Origin of the sequence: Virgibacillus salexigens, from assembly GCF_014905415.1 — a bacterium.
Classification (GTDB): Bacteria; Bacillota; Bacilli; order Bacillales; family Amphibacillaceae; genus Virgibacillus; species Virgibacillus salexigens.
In genome coordinates, this window is record NZ_BNEO01000006.1 from 45,489 (window position 1) to 71,867 (window position 26,379).

At 35.9% G+C, this 26,379-nt stretch carries 20 protein-coding genes; 2 read left to right on the forward strand and 18 right to left on the reverse strand.

The window, feature by feature from the left end; all coding sequences use genetic code 11:
• The first annotated feature begins 4 nt into the window (after positions 1 to 4).
• Positions 5 to 244, forward strand: a complete 240-nt coding sequence (locus tag JKP73_RS18850; RefSeq protein ID WP_021290514.1) for a hypothetical protein — start codon at positions 5 to 7, stop codon at positions 242 to 244.
• 94 nt (positions 245 to 338) lie between these two features.
• Here the strand turns inward: JKP73_RS18850 and qoxD are convergent, their stop codons facing one another.
• The 16 genes from qoxD to ade all read right to left on the reverse strand — a co-directional run bounded on the left by qoxD (position 339) and on the right by ade (position 21,787).
• The gene (gene qoxD, locus JKP73_RS18855; protein WP_021290513.1) at positions 339 to 623 is read right to left on the reverse strand and encodes a cytochrome aa3 quinol oxidase subunit IV; all 285 of its coding nucleotides are present in this window, start codon (positions 621 to 623) and stop codon (positions 339 to 341) included.
• The gene (gene qoxC, locus JKP73_RS18860) at positions 624 to 1,220 is read right to left on the reverse strand and encodes a cytochrome aa3 quinol oxidase subunit III (protein ID WP_021290512.1); all 597 of its coding nucleotides are present in this window, start codon (positions 1,218 to 1,220) and stop codon (positions 624 to 626) included. It lies immediately after the preceding gene.
• Entirely contained in the window at positions 1,213 to 3,165 is a 1,953-nt protein-coding gene (qoxB, locus tag JKP73_RS18865; protein ID WP_021290511.1) for a cytochrome aa3 quinol oxidase subunit I, read from the reverse strand. Before qoxB ends, qoxC begins: the two co-directional genes overlap by 8 nt.
• A gap of 40 nt (positions 3,166 to 3,205) precedes the next feature.
• Complete coding sequence (gene qoxA / locus JKP73_RS18870) at positions 3,206 to 4,165, reverse strand: cytochrome aa3 quinol oxidase subunit II (RefSeq protein ID WP_021290510.1); 960 nt, start codon at positions 4,163 to 4,165, stop codon at positions 3,206 to 3,208.
• A gap of 471 nt (positions 4,166 to 4,636) precedes the next feature.
• Complete coding sequence (locus tag JKP73_RS18875; RefSeq protein WP_200411666.1) at positions 4,637 to 5,344, reverse strand: alpha/beta hydrolase; 708 nt, start codon at positions 5,342 to 5,344, stop codon at positions 4,637 to 4,639.
• 143 nt (positions 5,345 to 5,487) lie between these two features.
• Positions 5,488 to 7,053 carry an FAD-dependent oxidoreductase gene (locus JKP73_RS18880; protein ID WP_438874672.1) on the reverse strand — a complete coding sequence of 522 codons (1,566 nt, stop codon included), beginning with the start codon at positions 7,051 to 7,053 and terminating at the stop codon, positions 5,488 to 5,490.
• Between the two features lie 68 nt (positions 7,054 to 7,121).
• Complete coding sequence (locus JKP73_RS18885) at positions 7,122 to 8,645, reverse strand: DUF4127 family protein (RefSeq protein ID WP_200411668.1); 1,524 nt, start codon at positions 8,643 to 8,645, stop codon at positions 7,122 to 7,124.
• A 58-nt stretch (positions 8,646 to 8,703) separates the two neighbouring features.
• Positions 8,704 to 10,371, reverse strand: coding sequence for an ROK family protein (locus tag JKP73_RS18890; RefSeq protein ID WP_200411669.1), 1,668 nt, complete (start codon positions 10,369 to 10,371; stop codon positions 8,704 to 8,706).
• A 118-nt stretch (positions 10,372 to 10,489) separates the two neighbouring features.
• Positions 10,490 to 11,311 carry a carbohydrate ABC transporter permease gene (locus JKP73_RS18895; protein ID WP_160807553.1) on the reverse strand — a complete coding sequence of 274 codons (822 nt, stop codon included), beginning with the start codon at positions 11,309 to 11,311 and terminating at the stop codon, positions 10,490 to 10,492.
• A gap of 14 nt (positions 11,312 to 11,325) precedes the next feature.
• On the reverse strand, positions 11,326 to 12,234 hold the full coding sequence (locus JKP73_RS18900; protein ID WP_160807554.1) for a carbohydrate ABC transporter permease: 909 nt from the start codon (positions 12,232 to 12,234) through the stop codon (positions 11,326 to 11,328).
• Between the two features lie 56 nt (positions 12,235 to 12,290).
• The gene (locus JKP73_RS18905) at positions 12,291 to 13,625 is read right to left on the reverse strand and encodes an ABC transporter substrate-binding protein (protein ID WP_200411670.1); all 1,335 of its coding nucleotides are present in this window, start codon (positions 13,623 to 13,625) and stop codon (positions 12,291 to 12,293) included.
• Between the two features lie 263 nt (positions 13,626 to 13,888).
• Complete coding sequence (locus JKP73_RS18910; protein ID WP_200411671.1) at positions 13,889 to 15,556, reverse strand: alpha amylase family protein; 1,668 nt, start codon at positions 15,554 to 15,556, stop codon at positions 13,889 to 13,891.
• Between the two features lie 102 nt (positions 15,557 to 15,658).
• The gene (locus tag JKP73_RS18915; protein ID WP_038245858.1) at positions 15,659 to 16,486 is read right to left on the reverse strand and encodes a MurR/RpiR family transcriptional regulator; all 828 of its coding nucleotides are present in this window, start codon (positions 16,484 to 16,486) and stop codon (positions 15,659 to 15,661) included.
• Positions 16,487 to 16,609: 123 nt separating this feature from the next.
• A complete protein-coding gene (locus JKP73_RS18920) occupies positions 16,610 to 18,862 on the reverse strand; it encodes a glycoside hydrolase family 84 protein (RefSeq protein WP_308436511.1) in 2,253 nt (750 codons plus the stop codon).
• A 204-nt stretch (positions 18,863 to 19,066) separates the two neighbouring features.
• Positions 19,067 to 19,933 (reverse strand): aminoglycoside 6-adenylyltransferase, encoded by an 867-nt coding sequence (locus tag JKP73_RS18925; RefSeq protein ID WP_160807557.1) that lies wholly within the window; start codon positions 19,931 to 19,933, stop codon positions 19,067 to 19,069.
• A gap of 105 nt (positions 19,934 to 20,038) precedes the next feature.
• The gene (gene ade / locus JKP73_RS18930; RefSeq protein ID WP_021290497.1) at positions 20,039 to 21,787 is read right to left on the reverse strand and encodes an adenine deaminase; all 1,749 of its coding nucleotides are present in this window, start codon (positions 21,785 to 21,787) and stop codon (positions 20,039 to 20,041) included.
• Between the two features lie 520 nt (positions 21,788 to 22,307).
• Between ade and JKP73_RS18935 the strand changes: the two genes are divergently transcribed.
• Positions 22,308 to 23,849 carry an ABC-F family ATP-binding cassette domain-containing protein gene (locus JKP73_RS18935; protein ID WP_021290496.1) on the forward strand — a complete coding sequence of 514 codons (1,542 nt, stop codon included), beginning with the start codon at positions 22,308 to 22,310 and terminating at the stop codon, positions 23,847 to 23,849.
• A gap of 114 nt (positions 23,850 to 23,963) precedes the next feature.
• On the opposite strand, the gene JKP73_RS18940 is transcribed toward JKP73_RS18935, so the two are convergent.
• A complete protein-coding gene (locus tag JKP73_RS18940; protein ID WP_160807558.1) occupies positions 23,964 to 24,728 on the reverse strand; it encodes a GNAT family N-acetyltransferase in 765 nt (254 codons plus the stop codon).
• A 132-nt stretch (positions 24,729 to 24,860) separates the two neighbouring features.
• Positions 24,861 to 26,288, reverse strand: coding sequence for a Na+/H+ antiporter NhaC (gene nhaC, locus JKP73_RS18945; protein ID WP_200411673.1), 1,428 nt, complete (start codon positions 26,286 to 26,288; stop codon positions 24,861 to 24,863).
• Positions 26,289 to 26,379 lie beyond the last annotated feature (91 nt).

Here is a 26,379-nt window from a genome sequence, read left to right on the forward strand (position 1 = left end):
CGAGATGAAAAAGAATGATAAAATGCTTCATGCTGTTACGTATGTAGGGGCAACTGTATTATTGATCGGAATTGCATTGTTTTTATATGGATTTTTTGTAAGCGGATACAGCACAATTACCGGCATTGGCATTGGTACAATCATGGGGGCAGTGTTTATCTTTCTAATGGGAATATTCTTTGTTGCTACAGAGGAAATGCTAGAAAAGCGTAATAAGAAAATGGAAGAACCCTTTCATAAATAAAAATGAAGCAAACAAAAGAAATGTGTCACTTGTGCTGTGATCAAAAAACATAAAAAAGCAATCGACAATATTTCTCGCCGATTGCTTTTTTATTTTATACATAACCCCAGATCATTGCTAGCATCGTACCTAGTACAGTGATGACAGCTATAATGATCCCATAATATACACTGGTGTAAATCGTATTCTTATCTTCAGATTCACCGGCATGCATGAACAGCACTAACTGCAATGCAGCTTGGGCAAATGCTGTAACAAGCAGAATAGTCATTCCCATGAAAAATGACATATCGAAGAAATACACAGATAGTGCAACACCAGTTAACACTAGTGAAAATATAAAGCCCATGACGTGTTTAGCTGGGAATAATTCTTTCATTTACATCATTCCTTTCAAATAGATGAAGCTGAAAATAAAGATCCAAACAACATCTAAGAAATGCCAGTAAAGAGAGAATATGAATGACTTATTGGCTGTTTGCGGAGTTAATCCTCGTTTAATTACTTGAATTAGAATAACGATCCCCCACGCTAAGCCAAACGTAACGTGCAACCCATGCGTTCCTAAGGTTGTTAACAAGATGGACGTGAAAGCACTTGTTTGTAGACTAGCACCTTCATGAACATAGTGAATGAATTCATATATCTCAAAACCTAAGAAGGCTGCTCCTAGAATAAGCGTAATGATGAAAAATGTCATCATTGCCTTTTTTCTGCCGAGCCGCATTGCATGGATACCTAAACCAATAATGAAACTACTCGTTAATAATAAAAGTGTTTCCGCAAGAACTGGTGGCAGTTCAAAAATCTCCGCACCAGCTGGTCCCGATCCTGTACGGGTTTCTAATGTGAAATACGAAGCGAATAACGTTCCAAACAGCATGATTTCTGCTCCAATAAAGATCCAGAAACCAAGTATATTCATACGTCCTTGCTCTGTACTGTATTCAAGCGGTTGCGTATTATTATTATTCATTTTTAGCACCCCGCACTTCCGATTCTGTTCTTTTAATTTCCTCTACGGAAATATGATGCCCATGATCATTCTCAAACGAACGATGAAGCATGCAAGCAAAAATACCAATTAGAGAAGCTATGACTGTGATCCACATACTAAAGATAAATGAAAATCCAAAGATAAAGAAGAAGACACTCATAACAAATGGGACACCACTATTGTTTGGCATATGGATTTCTTTCAGTCCATCTCTAAATAACGTATGACCATTTTTCTTCGAATCCCACAATGCTTGACTAGAATTAACATGTGGTGTAATTGCAAAGTTGTATTCAGGTACTGGATTATGCGTTGCCCACTCAAGGGAACGTGCATCCCAAGGGTCGTCTCCAACATCTCTAGAAGCATAACGCGTACTATAGTAGATATTGTATACGATTAGGATAAATCCAATGGCCAGACCGATTGCACCAATAAAGGAAATCATATTCCAGATACCAAAACCAGTCGATTCAGAGTACGTGTACATACGACGTGCTTGCCCATCTAATCCAGAAATAAACATTGGGAAGAATGCTACACAAGTTCCGATTGAAATGAAACTAAACGCCCATTTACCAATACGCTCATTAAGCATAAACCCAAACATTTTCGGCCACCAGTAAGTTAGACCTGCAAGCATTGCAAATACAACACCTGGTATGATTACTAAGTGGAAATGAGCCACTAAGAACATCGTATTATGATATTGATAGTCTGCTGCTGACATTCCAAGCATCACACCGGTAACTCCACCAATCGTAAAGATCGGGATAAATGCTAATGAATAGAGCATCGGCACCGTGAACACAATTTTTCCTTTCCAAAGGGTCAAGAGCCAGTTGAAGATCTTAATTCCTGTTGGAATGGCAATTGCCATCGTTGTAATAGAGAAAATACTATTTACCATTGCTCCTTGCCCCATTGTAAAGAAATGGTGAACCCATACAACAAAGGATAACAAGGAAATAACGACCATCGAAGCGACCATGGAATTATATCCATACAGATTCCTTTTAGCAAAGGTAGAGATAACCTCACTATAAATTCCGAAGGCCGGTAAAATTAGAATATAGACCTCAGGGTGTCCCCAAACCCAGAATAGGTTAGCCCAAAGCATATCCATACCACCGTCTGTGGTTGTAAAGAAATTGGTTCCAAACAAACGGTCCATCGTTCCCATCGCTAATGCTACGGTTAAGACTGGGAAAGCAAATACAATAATAATATTTGTAATTAGTCCTGACCATGTGAACATCGGCATTTTCATTAAGGTCATGCCAGGGGCACGCATTTTTAGGATGGTAACAATAAAGTTAATACCCGTCATTAACGTACCTAGACCAGAAATTTGTAGTGCAAGCATATAATAATTCGTTCCGACCGAAGGCGATAATTCACTACCCGCCAGTGGAAAATAGGACGTCCAACCAGAACTAGGAGAACCTCCAATTACAAATGACAAGTTAAATAACATTGCTCCCATAAAATACAGCCAGAAACTAACAGCATTTAACCGTGGGTATGCTACATCCCTTGCACCAATTTGTAAAGGAATAACAAAGTTCATTAAAGCAATAATGAATCCCATTGCCATAAAGAAGATCATTACAACACCGTGCGTAGAGAATATTTCATTATAGTGCTGTGCATCCAATAACGTATTCTCTGGCATGGATGTTTGCGCCCTCATCATGATAGCGTCTACTCCACCTCTAAACAACATGAGCAAGGCAGAGATTAAATACATAATTCCTATTTTCTTATGATCAACCGTTGTAAGCCATTCACGCCATAGATATCCCCATTTTTTAAAATAGGTAAGACCGACGATGATTGCTATTGTAGTAAGAACAATAGCAGCCATCGATGCGTAAATAATTGGACTCGGATGCGGAATTAGAAATCGTTCAAAAAAGTCCATTCTTATTTCTCCTTTCCGGATAACCCAGATGTACTAATTCTTAATGTTGATGCTCTGTGTTTTCCTCTGTTTCATCTGCATGACCGGAATCTGATTCATGTTCACCATGTGCATCGTGTTCTGAACTAGATTCATCATTATGTTCACCTTCCGAACCAGCACCATGACCTTCATGATGCCCTTGTGGTGGAGGGTTGAATTCTAAGTGTGTGCCTGTAAAGGTTAATTGACCAAGATGACCGGGCTCAAGCAATTCATTAAATTTATCCTCCGTTAGTGGATCTGCTGTTTGTTTGACTTCTTTCACCCAATCATTAAATTCTTGTTGCGGCATTGCTTCTACGCTGAATGTATTCTCAGCGAAACCTTCCCCACTAAAGTTCGCATTTCTACCCATAAATTCTCCAGCATTATCTGCGGCTAAATGCAGCGTAGTTATCATATCGGACATTGCGTATTTTTGACCGCCCAGTTGCGGTATCCAAAAGCTTGTAATTGGTCCATAAGAATAAAGTCTAAACTCTAGTGGTCTATCAGTTGGAACATAAAGATAGTTAACCGTTTCAATATCTTGTTCAGGATAACTAAAATGCCATTTCCAATCTGAAGAAGAAGCATAAACCACTAGTGGCTCATCATTCTCATATCCTTCTGGAGTAGCTTCTACTTTATAGTTACTTTGAACTGAAATTACAGATAGTACGATTACGATAAGTACCGGAATCCCTACAATAAGTGATTCAACTATAACATTCCCTTTTATATACGGTGGCTCATATGAGTCTGATTGTTTTGATGCGCGGTATTTATATAGGATATAAGCCAACATAGCAAATACCACAATTACAATAACAGACATAATAGCAATTGATATCCAGATGACATTCGCCTGGGTTTGAGCCTGCGGACCTTCAGGGTCTAATACTAATAATGGCTCACAACCAGTAAGAACCGCTAATAATGTGAATAACGATGCTAGCATCACCCATTTCATTTTCATAAGAGATACCCTCCCCTGCATGTTGTTTAAATGAAAATATATTGAAATACTTTTGTTACACACTTCACAAAATCCATCATCAATATTAATACCATAACCATTGAAAAACAATATTGATGTGTTGGATGTCAGAAAATGTTCAAGTTTTATCATACAAAAAATGAACATTTAATGAATAAAATATGGCAGAATATAGGTAGTAAAAATTGGGATAAAATGACTTATTAGCAATATACTAACCTTCTTAGCGCTTTCATGGTTGGGCTAATTAATGACAACTTTTTTGATAGGTAATAATTACCTTTTATCAAAGAAAAACAAACCCAGTAGTAAAAGACCTCCATTAAATGTTTATGGAGGTTTTTTACTACTTTTTTATTTTTAGAAGCTACTAGATACATTACAAAATTTAGTTTTTATGCTATATAACATTATAGTAGTTAATAAACTGCTTGGCTCTGCTATAACTCATTACGGGGTATTTATAAAAAAATCTAAAACACTAGTTAAATCCTTTTCCCAAAACGCCCATTCATGTCTTTCCTTTTGTTCTTTATACTGAACTGTTGCTTCTTGCTTAAGAAACGTATGATATAACTCACGATTTCTCGTTAGAATATATAGATTTTCTTTGGTAATGGGAGAAACAAACTGTTCCTCGTCTATCCCCACGGTTTGATAAATATTCCAATTTAGTATCGCGACATTGTTTATAACAGCAATGTCTTTCTTTGAAATTGCTGCAGATTGGAGTAACAGATGTGTCCAATTACTAGGTTCCTTTATCGCAATATTTAACGAGACGTTCCCACCTAGTGAACTCCCAAGAATCCCCCGTTTTACAACATTCCTTTTTAACGAAGCCTCAATTTCAGGAATGAACTCATCGTTCATGAACTGAATATACATACAAAAATTGTTGCCACTATGATGGTAGGAATGCCATCTCTCAAGGGAATCTCCAGGGTGTATTAAAACAAAAACAAGCTTTTTAGCTAATTCAGGATAGGATTCTATTATATTCTCTACGGTGTTCTCTAATCCTCCTAATTCTAAATAATCTTTGCCATCTTGCATATACAAAACATATGCATTAACTGTATCATCGGATGTTAAGAGATAGTAATCAAAATTCTTGTTTAGAAATTGACTATAAAATACCTTTTCAAATTTCTTCACAACATCAAAATTCCTTTCCCAACCCGTTTTTTTAAAAGTATTTTCAATAAGTATAGGCCTCTTACAGAATGATTCCACACCTTTTTTCTCTTTTGTTTAAGGTGAGTTATGAGTCTTTACTTCCTCTGTTAACCAGGACAAATCTAAACTTCTGGCCAGTGGATTTGGATGCCAAATTTGTTTAATAGATTTTGATATTTTGATAAATGACTCTGATCTTGCCGGACTACATGGGCATCTATATTATTAAGGATTGAATAAGCTGCTAGATACCCAGAAGACTCTCCAATATTCCACTCTGTTGGATGCAAGCGATAGCAACTATTGGTGATTTGAGTCGTCCCGATATTTTTACATGCTGGTAATAGATTTTTAATTCGAATCGGCAGGAATGCCCCCAATGGGATTTCGTAAGGATAACAGGGAATATAAAAAGCTCGATTTGTTATTGTCGTATGATGTAAGTCTAAATGATAACTTCCTACTCCCACACTGTCAAAGTAGCTATGTATCCCTTTATTACCTATTAACTCACGACTTACATTATGTTCTGTAATCGTGTACACGGCTTTAATCCTGCGTGATTCACGAATGTATGGTGATTTAGCTAGACCGTCTTCTGTACCTAGGACATCCTTCCTCAGTCGTAATCCTGGATATCCATTTCCTCCGTCTAAACGAGGAGCTTCGGTTTGTAGCCAATATAAAAGAGAGAGACTAAGTTGTTTCGCATTCTTTAAGTTTTTTTCCTTTTCTTCTGTAGAAACGTCAATAATTGAACCTAAAAAGTAATCATTTTGTGCCCAATTAATGAGCGAAATATCGCCTTCATATAGATTTTCTTTTAAATTCATCACATCTAGTATTCTGCGATAGGTAAATAAAGAAGGAATACCTTTATCATTCGGGAGTAAAGTAAATTCTCTTAGTTTTGTTGTATCTTTTGTATTTACGGTGTACCAACTTAATAGCGGCATATCAGAAAATTCAGGGACAAATTTCTTCCAAAAATTATATTGCTCAGGTTCCTCTATTGTAAAATTCCCACCTTCTACGTAATCAACAGCAAAAACATGTGTAATCGATTGTGTATCAAATGGATTCGCTTCTTCTAATGCATGAGGTTCTCCAGTATCTTTTTGGGACTCTGCTCCCGTTACATACTCGGCACCTACTAATGGTAAAAGATCCCCTAATTCCGTTGCGTCTAAAAAGTATTTACCTGTTAATTCTACCTTTATATGATTATATACATGTTGAACAATAACAGAAGTAATGTTATCTTTAATCATGCTGGCATCTACTGGTTTGAAGTTTAAGCGTATCTGAATTCTGCCACTATTAAGATAAGGGGATAGCATATCTTCAATTACCTGTAACGCAACCTTTGGTTCATGGGTCAATCGACTAACCCATCCGTTTCCAGGGTTTATCAATTCATTATCCCTTGCAGATTTCGTTAGCGGATAGTTAGATTTGTAATAGTTACGAACTCGATTTCTAAATTCCCGGTATGTAGAAGTACAACCAAATTTTTCGATCCACTGATGTTCATCTGGAGGTACTGCTTGACTTGTAAGCTGACCACCAATCCAATTTGTTTCTTCAGTCATGATGACATTTAATCCCATTTTAGCAATTGCTAAAGAGGCCATACAGCCCCCCAGACTTCCACCTACAATAATTACGTCAGCACTATCTTGAGTCAACAAAACGATCTCCCTCGTTTCTATTTTTAATTCAATCCAAAATGTTTTTGAGCAGTACATTATTCATACTATCTTAGAAACTTTACTTTCAATCGAACGCCACATTCGAACATTCTATTCCATGGGGCGTATGTGTACAACTCCTCAATATTAATCTGAGGAAAACTATTTTTAATCTTTTCTGTAAAATAGCAAATCATTCGTCTATCTCTTTCCTTGTTTACTAAATCAGCTTTATTTTTTAGATCAAAATAACTCAAATTATGATTTGGCAGGAATTTAGTTGTCAATTCCTTACGAATTTCAGCTTGATAGAAGTAATCATCTAATAAATGATATATTATATTTTCCTGTAACCGCTCTGAATATCCATTCTGTCCGATAACCCCTTGTGAAAGTGTCGTACCTAACGTATTGCAGTTTGTATTCCACCCTTTATAAGATACTATTTTATCGAGAATCCCTTCTTCATCCATTAGCGTTATTAAATCAAAATCCCCCCCGTTTGCATAAGCCGAGTCCGCTACAATTATCTTTCTCCCATGAAGAATATAACGCTTCATTTGGCTAACAAATTCCTTCATATCTCGAAAACTAGTATAAGTTGCATCCTTATTATACTGATCACAAGATTCCTGCATTACAAGTCCAGGTGTATTATAAGCAAGGATTAGATCTGCACTATTAGCATCATCTACCAGTAAGCAGCCAGCAGCTCGTATATGGAATTTCATGCTCTCTTCAAATGTTCGATCCTCGTACATGGGGGTGATTTGTGGTCCATGTATACTACTCCATATTGGGAATATTTTAGGACAACAATCTTTTAAATCGTTATATACACGTGCCAGTAATGTGGCACCTGCCTCATCTGCTCCTGGATAAATTAATACCTTCTCATATAAATGTAAGGATTCTCGTTTAGATAGAATCACTCTTTGGTCCTTTGCTGTATAGCCATATTCCGAACTATCATCTTGAGGAATAGCTAAAAAGGTGAAAACCCCTTCATTCGTTAGTTCAAGCATCGATTCATTAATATGAAGATTATATTCCCTTCTAGTTTCATAGTCCTCAACATACTTTTCTGGTAATCGAAGTTGCACATCATGTAATTGAATTAATTCCTTCTGAGATAAATCTTCGTGCTTACTCTTGTTATGCAAATACGAGTTTAAAAATATCTCACGCCCCCAATCCTCATAATAATCCGGCTCTTCATCACTTGAACTATAACTTGGTGTGCGCATAATTAAATTAAATGCATAAATGGGTAAGTTAGCATGGTTTCTATGGAATGAACGCAATCTGTTCAACCATCTCATACCTGTATCTTCAGACAAATAATGTAGACGGGATGGTATCAACCCGCCATATATGAGCATATCGATGCTAAGGATAAGTGCGTGACAATTCTTTGCTTCCACGTTCAGCCATTCCCATAGCTCCTCGGTATGTGCGGGAGATTTTTTGTTTCCAAAAAATTCATTTGGCGGTAAAATTAGTTTAATTTCAGGTGTTGAATTCGCTATTCTTTTAACAATTTCCGTATTACAAGGTCTTTCATCTATTGGAATATAGATAATTCTCATAGGCTCTCACCCTCTTATTTAATTTTAACAATTACCACATAGCCTTATGAACAATATCTTATATCACCTCTTTCTGAATTTTACGTTGAAATTCTTTTAAAAAAATATCCAGTAAATAAAATACCGATACCTCATGAATTGAGCATACATCCGCTTCCAAATCGTTTGACGATGGAATTAGAAACGAAATATCGGCCCCCTCTGAAATTGGGGAATCACGTTGACTCGTAACACCAATTGTAATTGCATTTTTACTTTCCGCGCTTTGTAGTATGTTTATAATATTTGAATCAAATCCCGATATACTAATCCCAATAACAATAGATTCTGGTTGCATTAAATGCGTTGACATCTCCATTTGAAACTTAGTCGAAAAAGCGTCCACAGGAATTCCAAATTGCATTAATTTGTATTTTATTTGGTTAATAACAAACTCCATTCCTTCTGAACCATATATTAATATTTGTTTTGCTATTAGAAACTGGTTTTTCAACTTTGAGATATCCTTTGGTTGATTTAATGTTTCGAGTTTATTTAGTACATTAATATACTTTTGCTTTATCTCCATTAAACTACTTGTTTCCGTTTTGTCATGTATTCGTGTACCTACAATTGCTTCCTTAGCCATTAAACGAAGATGATTAAATGAACCAATTTCTAATTTTTTACAAAATCGGGTTATCATCGATTCAGAAACCTCTATCTTATCAGCCATTTCTGAGATTGTTTTACTTGGCACATCACTAAGATTCATCATGACATACTTTGCTATTCTTCCTTCTCCTTTTGTGAGTTTATGTTTATTTGATTCAATTAACGTTGTAATTCGATTAAATGGTTTCATTGATTCCTGTATTAGAAAGTGACGTAATGCTCCAATCATTCCTGCATCATTAAGGTTACCTGCAATTTCTATTTTTGTTTTACGGAGAATGGAAGGAATAAGATCTTTCTCTAATTCTTCCATGATTAATGGATACAAATAATCTTTTTGATGGGTTATTCCTCCTCCAATAACAATCATTTCTGGATTCATCATATAAGCAATAGTAGAAATTCCTTTCGATAAAAAATAAACCAGTTTTTCTATTTCCTGACTACAAATTTCATCTCCATCTCTTGCTAACTCAAAGATCTGCTTCCCATCAATTGCCTTTTCAGGTATGCCTTTTTTAATGGCTACATTTTTAATAAGTGTTCTTGTAGATGCAAGTTCTTCAAATTGGCTTCCTTCTATTGGAATATAACCAATTTCCCCTCCACTAAAGCTATGACCAGTATGTAGCTTATTATCAATAATATAGCTCCCACCGATTCCTGTTCCAATAGTTATACAAAACAAGCTTTTTACGTCTTTTCCTTTTCCAACCCATGATTCTGCTAATCCAACACAATTCACATCATTTTCAACCTCTACAGGCAAGCCAAAATAACTTTCTAACTCTTTCTTAATTGACATACCTGTGTAATCAGGGATAAGGGATGAAGCATACAAGATCACCCCTTTCTTTGAATCCACTTGACCAGCTGTACTAATGCAAATCCCTCTTAGATCATGCTCTTCCAAAGATTGTTTACCTATTTTTTTTACTTTTCTTAATACTCCTGCTCCCCCTAGATGAGCATCTGTTAGTATTTCATTTTTGTTAATAAGGTTACCCATTTCAGTAAGTACACCATATTTAATAAACGTACCCCCAATATCTATTGCTAGGAATTTTCTCATGCTACCTCTCCTTAAAAATGGACCCTATCATTCCTATATTAAGTTAAGAATAGGGAGTCTAGTCCTATGTATTTATTATTCATTAAAAGTAGTTTTTTAGACAACGTACAATCTTCCATTATCCCTTTAATGCACCATCTGTCTGACCTGAAATAAAGTACTTTTGTAACCATATAAATATTAATAAACTTGGTATGGTGGTTAAAATAGATGCTGCACTAATTAATTTCAAATTCCCACCATTAAAGTTCTGTGACATCTGAGCTAACCCAATGGACAGGGTATACATGCTACTTTCAGTTGTATTAATTAATGGCCATAAGTAATCTCCCCAAGTAAAAGTAAAGGTATAGATTGCGAGAGAAATTAGTGTTGGTTTCACAAGCGGTATAGCAACATTGAACCAAACTTGGAAACGATTAGCTCCATCCAAATAAGCAGATTCCTCTAAATCTTTCGGAACATTTAAGAATGCTTGTCGCATAAAATATATACCAAAGGCTGTTGAAATTTGTAAGATTGTTAGTCCAACATGAGTATTCCGTAAACCTAATTCCCCAGCACTTTGAAAGAGTGGTGCCATATAAAGTTGAAATGGTACTGTCATAGTAGAGATAATAATGGTTAGTACAATACTTCTTCCTTTGAAGTCAATTCGAGCAAGTGCATAACCAGCCATACTACTAAATAACAGGTTGAATGGAACTGCAATTGCAGTAACAATTACGGTATTCCATAAATATTGCAGAAAATCGGTTTGATTAAACGCATAGACGAAATTCGTAAAGGTCGGATCGGTTGGTAGTATCCCATCATATATTCCTTGACCTGAAGACTTCAAAGCAATAAATAAAGTGTATAGAAAAGGACCTACCGTAATAACAGTAATAAAAATCATCAAGCTGTAAACCAATAGTTTTCTCCACTTCGTAGAATCCAATTTTTCCAGCTCCTTTATGCCCTCAAATCATCTTCACGTTTGCTAGTTAACCTCATTTGGAGTAAAGATGCCACAATAGCTAATACCAATAACACCAAGCCAGCAGCAGAAGCAATCGAAACTTCCAGATTCATAAATTTATCATATATATACATAACAAGCGTTGTCGTTGCCCCAGCTGGACCACCATTAGTAGTTAATGCAATTTCTTCAAACACTTTCAGTCCATTTATAATTGTTAAAACCGAAACCAACGTCATTGAAGGTACCGTCATTGGCATTGTAATTTTTGTGAATTTTTGAATACTATTTGCCCCATCGATACTGGCAGACTCATATAATTGATTTGGAATGGACTGTAGATTGGCTAAGTAAATAATCATATAATATCCAAGACCTTTCCAAACTGTGATAAAAGCGACAACCATTAATGCAGTTGTTGAATTAGTAAGAAAATTAATTGGATCATCAATGATCCCGATCCCTACTAAGAAGTTTGATAAAGCCCCGTCTTGTGAGTACAACATTTTCCACATCAAAGCAGCGACAACGATTGGAGTAACAACTGGTAAATAATAAAGCACACGAAACAATCCTACTGCGCGCACCTTTTGATTGACTAAATCGGCTAAGATCATTGGAAGAAATACATTTAAGGGTAAAACAATAGCCACATATAAAACTGTATTAACCAGTGCTTTCCAAAATAATTCATCTGAAAATATTTCCTTAAAATTAGAAAATCCTACAAATTCACTTGTACCAGCAATAATCTTATAATCTAAAAAACTCCATTGAAAAGCTTCAACAATTGGTATAATTAAAAATGTCACCAGAATCACAATGGATGGAAGTAAAAACAACCATGGGGTGATGTTTTTTATCATTCTCTTTTTTGTTAGCGAAAAGGTGATTCTACTCATCGTATTCACTCCTATATATAGAGACTAGCAATATTGCTAGTCTCATCTTTTCCACATTAAAATGTCGGTGCAATACCCGTTTCTTCAAAAGATGTATCCCATTTTTCAGCGATTTCTTTTAAGGCTTCTTCCGATGTTACTTCCCCTTGTAAGTTTTTAACAAAAGCCATCTTTACGATTTCACGTAGTTCTGCACTATTTTCAAGTGGTGGAATTAATACTTTTGACCGTTCGAGCGTCTTTGACGCTTCAAGCATTCCCAATGCTTTTGGTGAATCACCTGGATCTGTAAAATAAACAGCTTCTAATGATTCTTTAGTTGAAGGCAGTACGGTTCCTGCAACTTTTGCAAATTCTAGTTGATTCTCAGCATTTGTTACATATTCTGCTAATGCAACTGCTGCATCTGGATTTTTTGTTTTCGCAGGGATAGAGAAGTTCATTACAGCAACATTAACTGGTGCATTTGGATCATTTAACGGTTGCCCAGCTTTTGAGACTTCATAGGTTTCTGGTGCACCAGATTCAATCGGACCTAGGAAAGTAACACCGCTCTCAAGCAAAGATAGATTACCTGCCATATATAATTCCTGTGCAGTAGAGAACGAACCTTCGGCATTTTCTTGAGGCATAATACCTTCTTCGTACATTTGTTGTGTTAAAGTAAAGAACTCTACAATAGCTTCATTATCTGCTAACACTGTTTTACCTTCTTCTACAATTGGTTCCCCATTTGCAAGTGTAATCATCTTTTGAATAACCGTGTCTCCTTCATTAATAATTTGATAGTAAGAAGGGTTTCCAGTTGCTTCTGTAATTGTTTTTGCTGTATCGTAAATTTCTTTAGTAGATTGAGGAGGTTTAGTTACATTGGCCTGTTCGAAGTGATTGTCATTATACCAACTAACAGTTGTTGTTAAGTACCATGGAAGAGCGTATAAATGATCATCAAAATACCCTGATTCAAAAGGACCTTCTAAGAAAGAGCTCTTTGTTCCTTCACTAACTAAATCATCTAATTCCAAAAGACCGCCTTGAGCTGCAATACTAACCATATATCGGGGTGCTAAGTTAACAAGATCGGGGACATCATCTGTAGTAAGAGAAGTTAATACCTTTTGTTCAATTTCCCCTTGTGGGATATCTTCAATTATCACGTCTAAGTTTGGATGGATTTTTTCAAACTGTTGCTCCAAATCAGCAAAATAACTATCAAACGGTTCCCCTGATAAAGATGCGGTCCACATCGTGACTTCTCCTGATAGCTCATTCGATGAACCAGAATCGGATGCCGCCCCTGCATCTTCCTCTCCGTCACTACAAGCTACTAACCCGATAGAAAGTAATACCGTAAGTAAAGCTAATGTGATCTTTTTGACACTTTCCCCCATTTTCCCTTTCCTCCCTTTCATTAATAGTCAGCTTGATATACACAAGAAAACGCTTTCTTATGTATATCTTAATTGGTCAACCAACATATATCAATGCTTTTTAAAAAATATTTTTGTTTTATTTTTAATTTTAAAAATAATTTTTAAACTTATTAATATTAAAATGAATTACTTTCATGCCATTACAGCGAGTTAATCCGTTATTAAAAAATGGACTGGATTACCCAGTCCATAAAATAAAGATAATTAATTATTCGTATATGCTAGTTGTCTTCTCTAATCATTTTCAATATTCCAGGATTTTGATGAGGAGCGTTTGTATTATTGGCAAATTCCTCTTCCAAAATAGACCACCAGTCATAGTTTTCTAAATATACCAAATCGAATAGCATCGTTCCATGAGTATTATCCTCTACGGCTTTTATTGCTTTTCTAAACTGTTCGGGATCATTCTTATATTGCGCAAGATAAAGGGAGCCATATAATGGTGTCGCATAATTGACCACCTCCATTGCCAATTGAGCTGAGCCTTCCACACTATACCAATACGGCAGTCCAGATCCTTCTAATTCCTCTTCAGTTACTTCATAGTAATAATTGCCTGTCATTAAAAAATCAAGGTATTCTGCATAGCCAGTCTTATGATAATCTTCACTTGCCCAATCGTAATCAGGCTGATATGTTTGACTTCCCCAATTTACCCCTTCATTGTAATAAAGTGGGTACCAGGAGCCGACATAAGTAGTGAATATCAAATCCTCTTCATAAGAATGGATCAGGTTTTCAGCTTCTGTAAAGAAAGACTGTATATTATGCGCTCTAAATTCAATCCATTCTTTGTATTGTGGACCTTCCTCAATTGTTTTCTCTGACCCGTCTAATTGAATTTCATAAATATCCTCTGGCCAATTCGATACTGGTTCGCCAATGTATTCCTCAAATTTTTCACGACTTAAATTACTGAAGTCTGCATGCTCATTTGCATATCTTGCTCGATCTAATACAATACCATCAACCTCATAATTTGTAATAATCTCCTCAATGATACTGAGTTCATATTCTTGAACATCTTCTCTAATTGGGTTAATGAACACCGATGAAGCTGGGTATTCAGATGCTGGAATAAAATTTTGTTCTGTCTTCTCATGGTCAATCTTATCTCCAATTCTCAAATTCTCTAATACCCAATTACGCGCCTCTCCATGAGCAGATAACAACACCCCATTTTCAGGAACTTCTAATGGGTCAGCTCCAGTTATCGATCTATCTTCAATCGCAGTAATTTCTCCATTAACAACTTGAATCTCCACGCCCCATCTATTAGAAGGAGATTGATCATATTGATCTGGCGTATAAAGAACAAGCTGGTCCTTACCTCTATCTGTATTGATACCGTCAATTTCTGTTGACTCACCATTTACTGCTTCTACTACCCTAATAGCTGTATAAAATTGAGATTGCCACTCGGGATGGTCGAAAGCAGGACCATCTTTGTAAGTATTATTCCCTTCAGAAAATACGTTTACATTTGCAAGAACCTCAAGCCCATGCTTATCTGCTTCCTCAATAACAGTAGCTAATAAATCATATCCAGCTGGAAAATCACTGTAATTAGAGATATTTGCTTCACTCATATGAGGAGCGATCTCACTATTATAACCTACGAAACCTGTGTAATTTTTTACATCTAATACAATCGTGTCAATATTTGCATTCGCTGTTTTTTGGACAACTTCTGAAACTTTTTCGGGTGTATTTAGATTGTGAATATTTGCTGATAGATCATACCAAAGTACTCGGCCTTTCATATTTTTATTTTTAACTAAATTTGATAGTACCTGTTCTCGGCCTTTGTCTGATGCAGCTTGAATTGGAGTTGTCATTGTCATAACAATAATTACTGTCAGTAGGATATGAAGCCACTTTTTCATTACTGTCCCTCCATATTTTTATACTATTTTCTTCTATAACACCCTATTACTAATAATATAGTTGTCTATCTCTTACAGAAATTGTAATTCACCTCCTTTAATTTAATAGATTTTATTTACAACTGCTTCTGCTGTTTTCTTTTTCATTTCAAGCGCTTTATCCTTCTTCATTAAAGCTAATCCTGTGTATAGTAAATCAATTACAAAAAGCTGAGAGATTTTAGCCGTTAATGACCCCCCTTCTAGTGGGGATTCCATAGCACCCCCTGGTAAAACGACATCTGCAAACTGTGTAATTGGTGATCGGTGATAATAAGTTATCGCAATAATTTTTGCTCCTGATTTCTTGGCTATTTCAAGGGACTCTAATGTATCTCTTGTGCTACCAGATACACTAAGTGCTACAATAACATCCTCACTCGTTAATGTTGCAGCTGACATTGCTTGTAGATGTGGATCTGTAATTGCTTCTGAAATGATTCCAATTCTCAATAACCTACTTTTTGCATCTTGAGCTGTTAAACCTGAGGTTCCAACTCCGAAAAAGTGTATCGAACGCGCATGATGGAGTAACTCAATTGCATTATTTAGTTTCTCATCGTTTATCATTGTGGTGGTATTCTCTAAGGCTTTTGTAGTATTTACTAAGATGGATTGAATAAGATTTATAGACCCAGAATTTTCTTTCGCATTATCCTCTGGTATATTTTGCGCAATAGTAAGTTTAAATTCTTGATATCCTTTTAAACCAATTTTTCTGCAGAATCGTAGAACCGTTGTTTCACCAACGCCAGCTTTGTCTGCTAGATCAGTTATCGAATAATATATTACATTTTCTAAATTCTTTAATACAAATGCTGCTACTTTTTTTTCGGAATTTGTTAATATTGGAAAGGAACGATTGATGATTTCTTTTATCGGCTTCTTCATTTTTAAGATCATCCTTACTCGTCTTTTTCATTAATCCTACTGCTTTCACAAAGCCCTCTTGTCAAATGTTTCATCTGACAAACTTTGTTTAATTTCTATTAGTGGTAAAACTACAAACGACTTCTAATCAACCACTTTTAGTGCTTGATTAATAAATGGTTCAAAAACATTAAATCCATATTTCGCTTCATTAGGTATATCATATTCACCTTTTTCAATTTCTAATGTAACAATGTTTTCACTAATAGAAGAGCTTGCACCAACGATTGAGTTATTAGCTAACCAGTCACCATCTCCACCAGAATGTAAACTTAGGACATAGCCATCAGATGGGATAGTTGAATTATTTCCTCCCACATCGGTAACCTCTCCATCTATCACTGTGATTTCAAATCCCCACTGATTTGTTTGCGTGCTTTCTCCATATTCCGGAGTGTACATTACGAACTCAGCCCAGCCCCTCTCCTTATTAATCCCATCGAGTTGCCTTGAAGCTATTTGATCTTCTCTATAGACAACATCCGTTGTATCATGTTCTAGCTCATATTCAAGCAGATTTTTATATTTTTCGGCTAATTCCGTATCACCATTATAATTTGCACGTACCATTTGTACTGCTAACTTTCCACTTATGCCGTAATGTCTCATTTTATCTATCCATGGGTTCATCTCTTTTATGAATTCCCTATTTGTAAAATCTTCTTCTAAAGTGTCAGCAGAATTTTCAAGTATGAAAAACTCATTATATAAGTTACTTGCAATCTCCTGAAAATCATTTCTTCCATTAAAACCTTCCCAAAACTTATCAATTATTGGTTTTATCGTTCTCGATTCACTTTGGTTTAAGGGTGAAGATAATACATTTTCCGCAAAGGTTGTTACCTCTTCCGTATAAGATCCTGTGAAATCATTAATACTAGCATCCCATGAATCTTTAGAAGTATAGTCTTTTGGATTCCATGTATAATCTGCAATAGTAAATAACGGAATTTTTGATGCTTCTGCATGTTCCATTGGATTTGCAGTTAAACCATGAACACCATGTTCTGTTAGGCCTGCATCTCTTCCGGTTAACGGACCTAAAAAAATTCGGTATTCAGAGAAGTCATTAACAGGATAATTATCCCAAATTAATAAATCATGCTTAAATATATCTGAAATCCTTTGTGCATCCTCGTTTGTAATAGTGTCAGTTGTAATTCCAATACCCGTCCAATAAACAAGAACACTGGAATCTACCAAGTCTGCAAATTGCTCTCTATAGGGACTAGTGCCCTCTTGGTAATATTCGGTCGGTACAGTTATTAAACGGTTTGTACCTTCATTTTTTTCAATAAATTTATCTTGAAATTTATTAAGTAAGAATGCTTGTGCTGCTGCTGTAGGACTAGGTTCATCTCCAAACATTTTCTCGTCCATCTTGCAACTCATCTCCATGAAAATATCATCGAATAAAATAGCAAAATCACGAACACCTACATCATATAATGCTTGCGCTTTTTCAAAAAGCAAGTTAAAGTCTTGATTATCCGAGTAGCAAATGTCTAAACCAGGAGAAATTGTGAATACAAAATCAATATGATTTTTTTTAGCAATGTCCACTAACTCCGCCAATTCATTCAGTTTACCAGTGGGGTAAGGCTCTCTCCATGCATCCCGATGATAAGGATCGTCCTTTGGAGCATAGACGTAAGTATTCATCTTATTATCACCATAAAATTTTAGTTGATCAACCCGCTCTTCATGTGACCAAGGCGTACCGTAAAACCCTTCAATTACTCCTCTATATTCCATTTCTGGATAATCTTCTACTACTAGTTCAGGAACACTGGCCCGTCCAGAATTTTGTTCTATAATCTGCTTAAGGGTTTTCACTCCATAATAAGTTCCATCCCAATCTTCGCCTGCAATTATTATTTTTTTCTTTCCATCATTTCCTTTTCCTGATGCCAAGAGATAACCCTCTGCAGGATAACTTTGGGGTTCTATATCTAATGTGTTTAATTGGGTAACAATGTATGGGGCTTTCAAATTACTGCTTAAATAAATAGTTACTGGTGTGGTTACTTTATCATGAGGAGTGAATTTCTGTATTTTCTTCACATTGAAGGATTTCAGTACTTGTTCTAATTCTTTTAAAACCGTTGGATCATATTCATTAGGAACAACAACACCGACTTTTGGTGTTAATGGAAATCTTAAGCCTTTTTTGACATCCATATTTTTGGGCGTTGGGTACACGGATATGTTTGTTTCGTTCTCTGTAGCGTACACCTGGGGACTTATACTTACTAGTATGAAACATAGTAATAGGATTAAATAAATTAATAATACTTTTCTATGTTTTGTGTACTGGAACATAGAAACCCCCTCCATTCGAAATAAATTCTAATGAAGAAATAAATCTTCAAATTTTTATATTTTCTTGGAATTATTCTTCATTCTTGACATTACAATACACCATTTAATTTGTCAATATAATTATCAATATTCTGAATTAAATGATTTGATTGTCCTTAGGTCTAAAGATATTCATTTTTTAAAGAGTATGATAACTCTTTTCTAATTCCACAATTGATTTTAAATAACAGTAGCATCCGAAGGCAAATCTTTAATATGGCGTAAATACTGCATTACATTCCTTTCGGTACTGTATGGATAGTCAAAATGTAACGAATTTGCTACATATGTTGCTGTTTCAATGAATAATTCACATAATTTAAATAAAGATCCCCAAATCGCTTCATATTCTCCCGGTGGATAGGTGGACAACAATGTTAACCATGTTTGTTTATCAACAAATTGTTCTAAATACTTTGCATTTTTTCCAATACTGACGCTATAATCTGTTTCGAATCCAACGCGCCACTCTAGCATTTTTATTAGCATGTTACGAACCAAGTTGATATGATCCAACGCATAAAGAATTTCCTTCCTCCATAAACCTTTTGCTACATATGTTGATACCCACCAAAATTCATTACAGCAATTGTCAAAAAGAATGCCGGTTGGTTCGCTCACCCAATAATCTTGATCTGTTGGAGCGGATGTTTCTGGGAGTAGATCATCTTTATCTAGTAATAGGATCGTTAATGAATCTTCCTTTTCATACATATCTTTTTCTTGAATTGGGGCGAGTATCAGATCAAGTCTATTTCCATCTGTAAACAACATTAAATATGAAAACCTCTCCCCAAGTTCAGAAGGGAATAACGCCATTGCTTCTGGTGTCTGCATTATTAATCGATCTCCAAACACATCAACCCATTCTGGGTCTTCAATAAATGATTGCATATGATTTACTAAATAAACAATATCGAAGTCTTGGAATGGGTCTACAGGTGCATTTGGATTTATTCTAGATCCATTCATACCGACAGCCCGTACCCGTTCATCTTCTTTAGCTACGCGTAAGATCAAATCCAGCATTTCACTTTCTGTCCGCATCCTTTTTCCTCCTTATATCCTGCTTTCTTTTAAATTTGAATAGATAATGATACTTTCGAAATAAAGAGGATGGCCTTTTAAATAAGCCACCCTCTTTATTATAGACTACTCGATCGGATGATTTAATACATCAACCGATATATGTTTGAATTTACGATTATCAAATAACCCTTGGTCTGTCAGCTTCAATTCTGGTATCACTGGTAATGCTAAAAAGCTTAACGTTAAGAAAGGGTTAAAGTCTTTTTTTACACCTATCCATTGTAAGGCAAGGGAGATCTCTTCCAGCTTGGTATTTACTTGTTCATACGAATCCAATGACATTAATCCCGCAACCGGTAATGCAATTGTTGCTATTACTTCTCCAGCATTTACAACTACTAATCCACCTTGTATTGTTTGAATTGTTTTAGCAGCAAGTACCATATCTGGGTCATTCGCTCCCGCAATAATTAAATTATGAGAATCATGAGCAACGGTGGTAGCAATTGCTCCAGCCTGTAAACCTAGTCCTTTTAAGATACCTAACCCAATGTTTCCAGTTGCATCATGTCTCTCAACAACCGCTAATTTCAATAAATCTCTTTCTATGGAGGGAATAAAATGTTGCTCATTATTAGTAGGGACAGACTCAATCAGGTGATTTGTTGCAATGCTATTTGGGATAAGTTCAATGACATTAGCCGATTCTCCCAGCAATGGAATAGATAGATCTGCTTCTTTTATAGGATGAAAGTTTATACTATCCATTAATTCAGAAGGTGGAGATACCGATTCTAGGTCTACTTTAATTTCCCCATTGTTAACCACGCATATCCCATCCTTATAAACGGAAGATATGTGTAAACTTGATAAATCATCAAGAAACAGGAAATTTGCTTTATAACCAGGTGCTATTGCTCCATGCTCATTAAGACCAAAGCATTCAGCAGCATTTAACGTAGCCATTTGAATGGAAGTAATAGGATCTATCCCTTCTTCAATCGTCATTCTTGCCATATGATCGATACTTCCTTCTTTTATAATGTCATCCAAATGTCTATCATCTGTTACAAACAAAAAGCGCCGTGCATTTCTTTCATTTACTACTTGTATTAATTGCCTAAAATCCTTTGCTGCAGTCCCTTCTCTAATCATGACATACATTCCTTTTTGCAAGCGTTCGTTAGCTTCATCAACTGTTGTACCTTCATGATCCGTGCGAATTCCAGCAGTCATATATACATCTAACTGTTTTCCAAAAAGCCCTGCTGCATGACCATCAATTTTCTTCCCTCGATTTTTAGCAGTAACTAATTTATCAATCATATCTTTGTCGGCATTTTCCACCCCAGGGAAATTCATTACTTCAGCTAAGCCAAGTACATGATCATAATCATATAGAGGAAGCAGCTCCTCTGATGTAACGGTTGCACCTGCATGTTCAAACGGTGTTGCTGGCACACAGGATGGCAGCATAAAATAATAATCAAATGGCAAATCAAGTACACTTTTCAGCATATATTCAATGCCTTTAACTCCTGCCACATTCGCTATTTCATGCGGATCACAAATCATTGTAGTTACCCCATGAACGAGTTGAACCTTAGCAAATTCACTGGGAGTTACCATAGAAGACTCAATGTGAACATGTCCATCAATAAACGCTGGTGATATATAACGATGATTTGCATCAATTACTTTTTTTCCTTCGTATTCACCTATACCTACAATATAGCCATCCTTTATTGCTAGATCGCCTTCCATGATCTCTGAGCTAAAAACATTGACGATTTTTCCATTTTTTATCACAATATCAGCAAGCTCCCGCCCAGAAGATACCTGAATTTTATTAATAAATGTTTTATCACTCATTCCTTCAGCCTCCAATCATTTTATTCTTTGCCTTTTTCTCAATTATGTTTACATAAACGTCTACTCACGAATAAATGTATTTATTTTAGCATGTCATTCTTTTCAATCAACAGTAGTGTGATATTTTCTAGCAAATATTTTACTTACTATAACATACAATTTATTTCTTATGTTTACTCATTTGCTTTACTAGCGATTACATGGTATATTCATAAATAAGATTGATTATTCTAACATCAAAAGGAGTGAAGGTGATCCATGTTTTTATCTGTTCTGCTTCAACTTGTTTGTGCTTAAGAATGGGAGAAGTCTGTCCATTTTTAACAAGCCTATGCAAGTTACAAGCAGCGGATTAACACCTGAACTCATAAAATATGGATGGCAGATTTATGTCAACATCTAATTGGTGGAGCAGGGCGTTGCGCTCTGCTCTTTTTATACCTTAAAAAGGTAAAAGGTGTTTGCTCTCCTTGTACTTGTAGGCAAAAGGACGATTTTCGGGTTAAAGGAGAGAATAAAGATGAGTATTTTAGACGTTCACCATGTATCCCATGCTTTTGGTGATAAAGTTGTTTTACGTGATCTTTCATTTCGTTTGTTAAAAGGCGAACATATCGGACTTGTCGGTGCAAATGGTGCTGGAAAATCGACACTTTTTCAAATCCTATCTGGAAAGCTCGTACCAGATGAAGGGGAAATAACCTGGCATCCTAAGGCACGAATTGGAACATTAGATCAACATATTCAATTAAGTCAAGGAAAGACGATACTGGAATTTCTTCAAGGGGCTTTTCATGATTTATTTGATACCGAAAACGAAATGATGATATTAACCGAAAAAATGCGTACATCCACAGAAGATCTTGAACAATTATTACATCACTACAGTCAATTACAAGCAAAACTGGACCGCCATGATTTTTATCGTATCCCAGCAAAAATTGAAGAAGTGGCTGCAGGACTTGGAATTACGCAATTAGGCTTAGATACAGATGTAAGTAAATTAAGTGGTGGGCAAAGGACAAAACTATTACTGGCAAAACTACTATTACAGCAGCCAGATGTATTATTACTTGATGAACCGACGAACTATCTAGATGTTTCACATATTGACTGGTTGACTTTATATCTAACCGACTATCCAAATGCATTCATCTTAATTACACACAATACGACTTTTATGAATCATGTGGTGCAAATTATTTATCATTTGGAACATAAGAAGGTAACTAAATATACTGGTAATTATGAACAATTTTTAGAAGCCTATGATTTACGAAGAAGACAAATACACTTGGAATACCAGAAGCAACAGGAAGAAATTACAAAACTTGAAACGTATATTCGAAAAAATAAAGCTCGAGCTTCTACTGCCAAGCAAGCAAAAAGTCGCGAGAAAAAGTTGCATAAAATCAAGCGAATAGAAAAACCTACAATGAACCCAAAGCCGACCTTCTCTTTTTCCGTTACAAATCAACCAGACAATATTGTCTTCCAAGCGGAAAGCCTGGATATTGGATATGATCAACCGTTATTTAGCAACGTCAACTTACAGTTAAGGCGTGGTGATAAAATTGCCTTAATAGGACATAATGGTATTGGCAAAACAACCACCTTAAAAACATTACTGGGTGAAATCCCGGAACTAAATGGCTGTATAAGCATCGGCGATTGTGTTATACCTGCATTTTTCGAGCAAGAAATGGGGGTTGCTGCCAAACATACAGCATTAGAAGAGGTTTGGGGTAATTATCCAAATTTAACTCAAAAACAAGTAAGACAGACTTTGGCACGATGCGGATTAAAAACAGAGCATATCTTTCAATCGTTAGCTTCGCTTAGCGGAGGGGAGCAAACAAAAGTTCGTTTATGTAAGCTTATGCTTGCTAAAAGCAACATCCTTATTCTAGATGAGCCCACCAACCATTTGGATGTGGAAACAAAAAATGCGCTTAAAAAAGCACTGCAAGACTATACTGGAACATTACTTCTTGTATCACATGAGGCAACATTTTATCAGGACTGGGTCACAAACGTATGGAATATGGAAAAATGGCAGTAACCAATTTCTTTTTTCAAGGCAGCAATCATTGATATCAAGATTGCTGTCTTTTTATAGCTATTCATCTATGGTATGTGACGATATCTGATAACAAACCTACAAAATTACACACACCTAGTTCTCTTCTTTAAATACTTTAATCGCTTCATATTGGAATCCAAGGTAGCGGTAATTTTGATTAATATACATTTCTCTGGGCGTACCTTCGCCATCTGCCACTAGAATGATTGTTTTATTAGGAAATTGATCCATAACAAATTGCTGTAATCTAGCAGCAATCCCCTTTCTACGATATTCCTCAAGAACGAATAAGCTGTCAATTTCTGCAGTATCCTTGTCGAGAATTACATCTACAGAACCTGCAATATTTCCCTGGAAATAAGACAAAATCTGCATGACATTTTCCGATTGAAATTGTTGTCGATATTCATATGGCTTTGCTTCGGCAAACGCCTTCCCGTATGAGATATCTTGTTGATATTGTAATTGTAAGTATGTATCAAAATTAGCTGCTGTTACTAACTCAATAGCTATATCCATATTTTTCTCGATGCGAGGAAACTGGTCGGGTTGAATCGAGAACAATTCCAAATAACTATACGCGTAATTATTCTGTAAAAAATGATGAATTAATTCTTCTGTTGGCTTCCTATTCTCTGGAAACGTGAATTTGACATGATATTGATGCTGCTGCAAATGAAAATTGTACAAATAAGTAGCTGCTTCTTTAAAAGCAGTTAACGTTGGCATGTTTTGAAATTTCAAATAATTACTATCAAATTTTATTAACATTTCGGGATAATGATAATGTACATATAAATCCGACTGGTATACGATTTCACCTGCTGTATATATGTTCTCAAAGCTCAATCTATTCATATTTTTTCTCCTAACAGCTCTATGTTAAAATGAACGCAATATCTATTATACAGAAAATCTTGTTGTTTGTGCTCATTACACGATAAAATAAAATCCCTCGCTATAAAAGCAAGGGATAAAAAAGCTCCACCTTTATTCCGTACCCGTCGCTCGTACAGCACCGGATTCTTTCTGGACATTAACTTCATAGGTTAATGTCCATCCAGTAAAACCATATAGTAAAGTCAGTAATGGGGATAATAAACAAAAGAATGCAAATGGAAGATACTCCAGTGTAGACACACCTAAAACAGTTGTAATAAATACACCACAAACACCCCAAGGTACCAATGGATTAATAACCGTTCCAGCATCTTCTGCTACACGAGATAGGTTCTTTTTAGCAAGACCAGCCTTTTCATATTGCGATCGATAAGTCTCCCCTGTTAGGAGAATGGATAAATATTGTTCTCCTATTAATACATTCAATCCTACTGCAGTTAGTGCCGAAACCATGATAACTGAAAATACCTTATGCAATAAATGTTCAATTGCAGCCAACAATCTAGGGATTATTCCGAGTGTAAACATCAAGCCACCCATGCTTAATGCAAGCAGTACTAAGCCAATGGTAAATAACATTCCATTAATACCACCTCGTGTTAATAAAGCATCTATCGCTTCAACCCCTGTTTCCGAAACAAACCCACCCATTAAAACCCCGAATAAACGTTCAGGTGAAGGAATATGATGGAATAAAGACAGTAGGATCGCTGTTAGAGAGCCTGCAGCTAACGTTAACATCGCTGGGGCTTTTTTTATTGAAAGTACAAGCAGTACTGCAAGCGGAAAAAATCCATTATACCAATGTACTAATCCAGTATCTAGTAGACCATTTTGAAAATCGATCATTTTGCCAAAATTAGCATCTGTAAGCGTTGGAGAAATAATGCCAAAGATGATTAACGTAAGAATGAAGGCGGGAACCGTCGTACCCATCATATTTTTTATATGATCAAATAAGTCCACCTTTAGTGTTGCCGATGCCATATTAGTTGTGTCAGACAATGGTGACATCTTATCTCCAAAAAAAGCCCCAGACACAATAGCTCCTGCAGTTATCGCTAAGGAAACATCGACAGCTTCCGATATGCCAATAAAAGCCACACCAACCGTCGCAATAGTAGTTAAGGAACTGCCCACCACAATTCCAATCAGTGAGGTTATAATAAATACGACCGCGAAATAGAAGCTAGGGGTAACTAACTGAAGCCCTCCATAAATAAGCGTTGGGATTGTTCCACCCAACATCCACGAAGCAATTAATACACCAATCAGAAAAAAAATAAAGACAGCGCCCATCCCGGATGTTGCTCCTTCGATAATTCCAGCTTCCAACGCTTTATATGAAATCCTCTTAGTGAGACCATATGTGCACAAGAGTAATAATGAGATCACTAGCGGCACATGAGGAGCAGCTTCAAAAAATATAATACTCGTACTGATAATGCCCACAATAGCTAAAGTAATAATGACAGCTTCCAATAAAGATGGTGTTTGAACAGCTTTAATACGATACATATAACTACCCCTTTTTTTGTTTTATTCACGTTAAAACAAGATCATGTGGGTTCTATCGTTAGTTGAATACATGTCCAAACGTGGCAAAAGA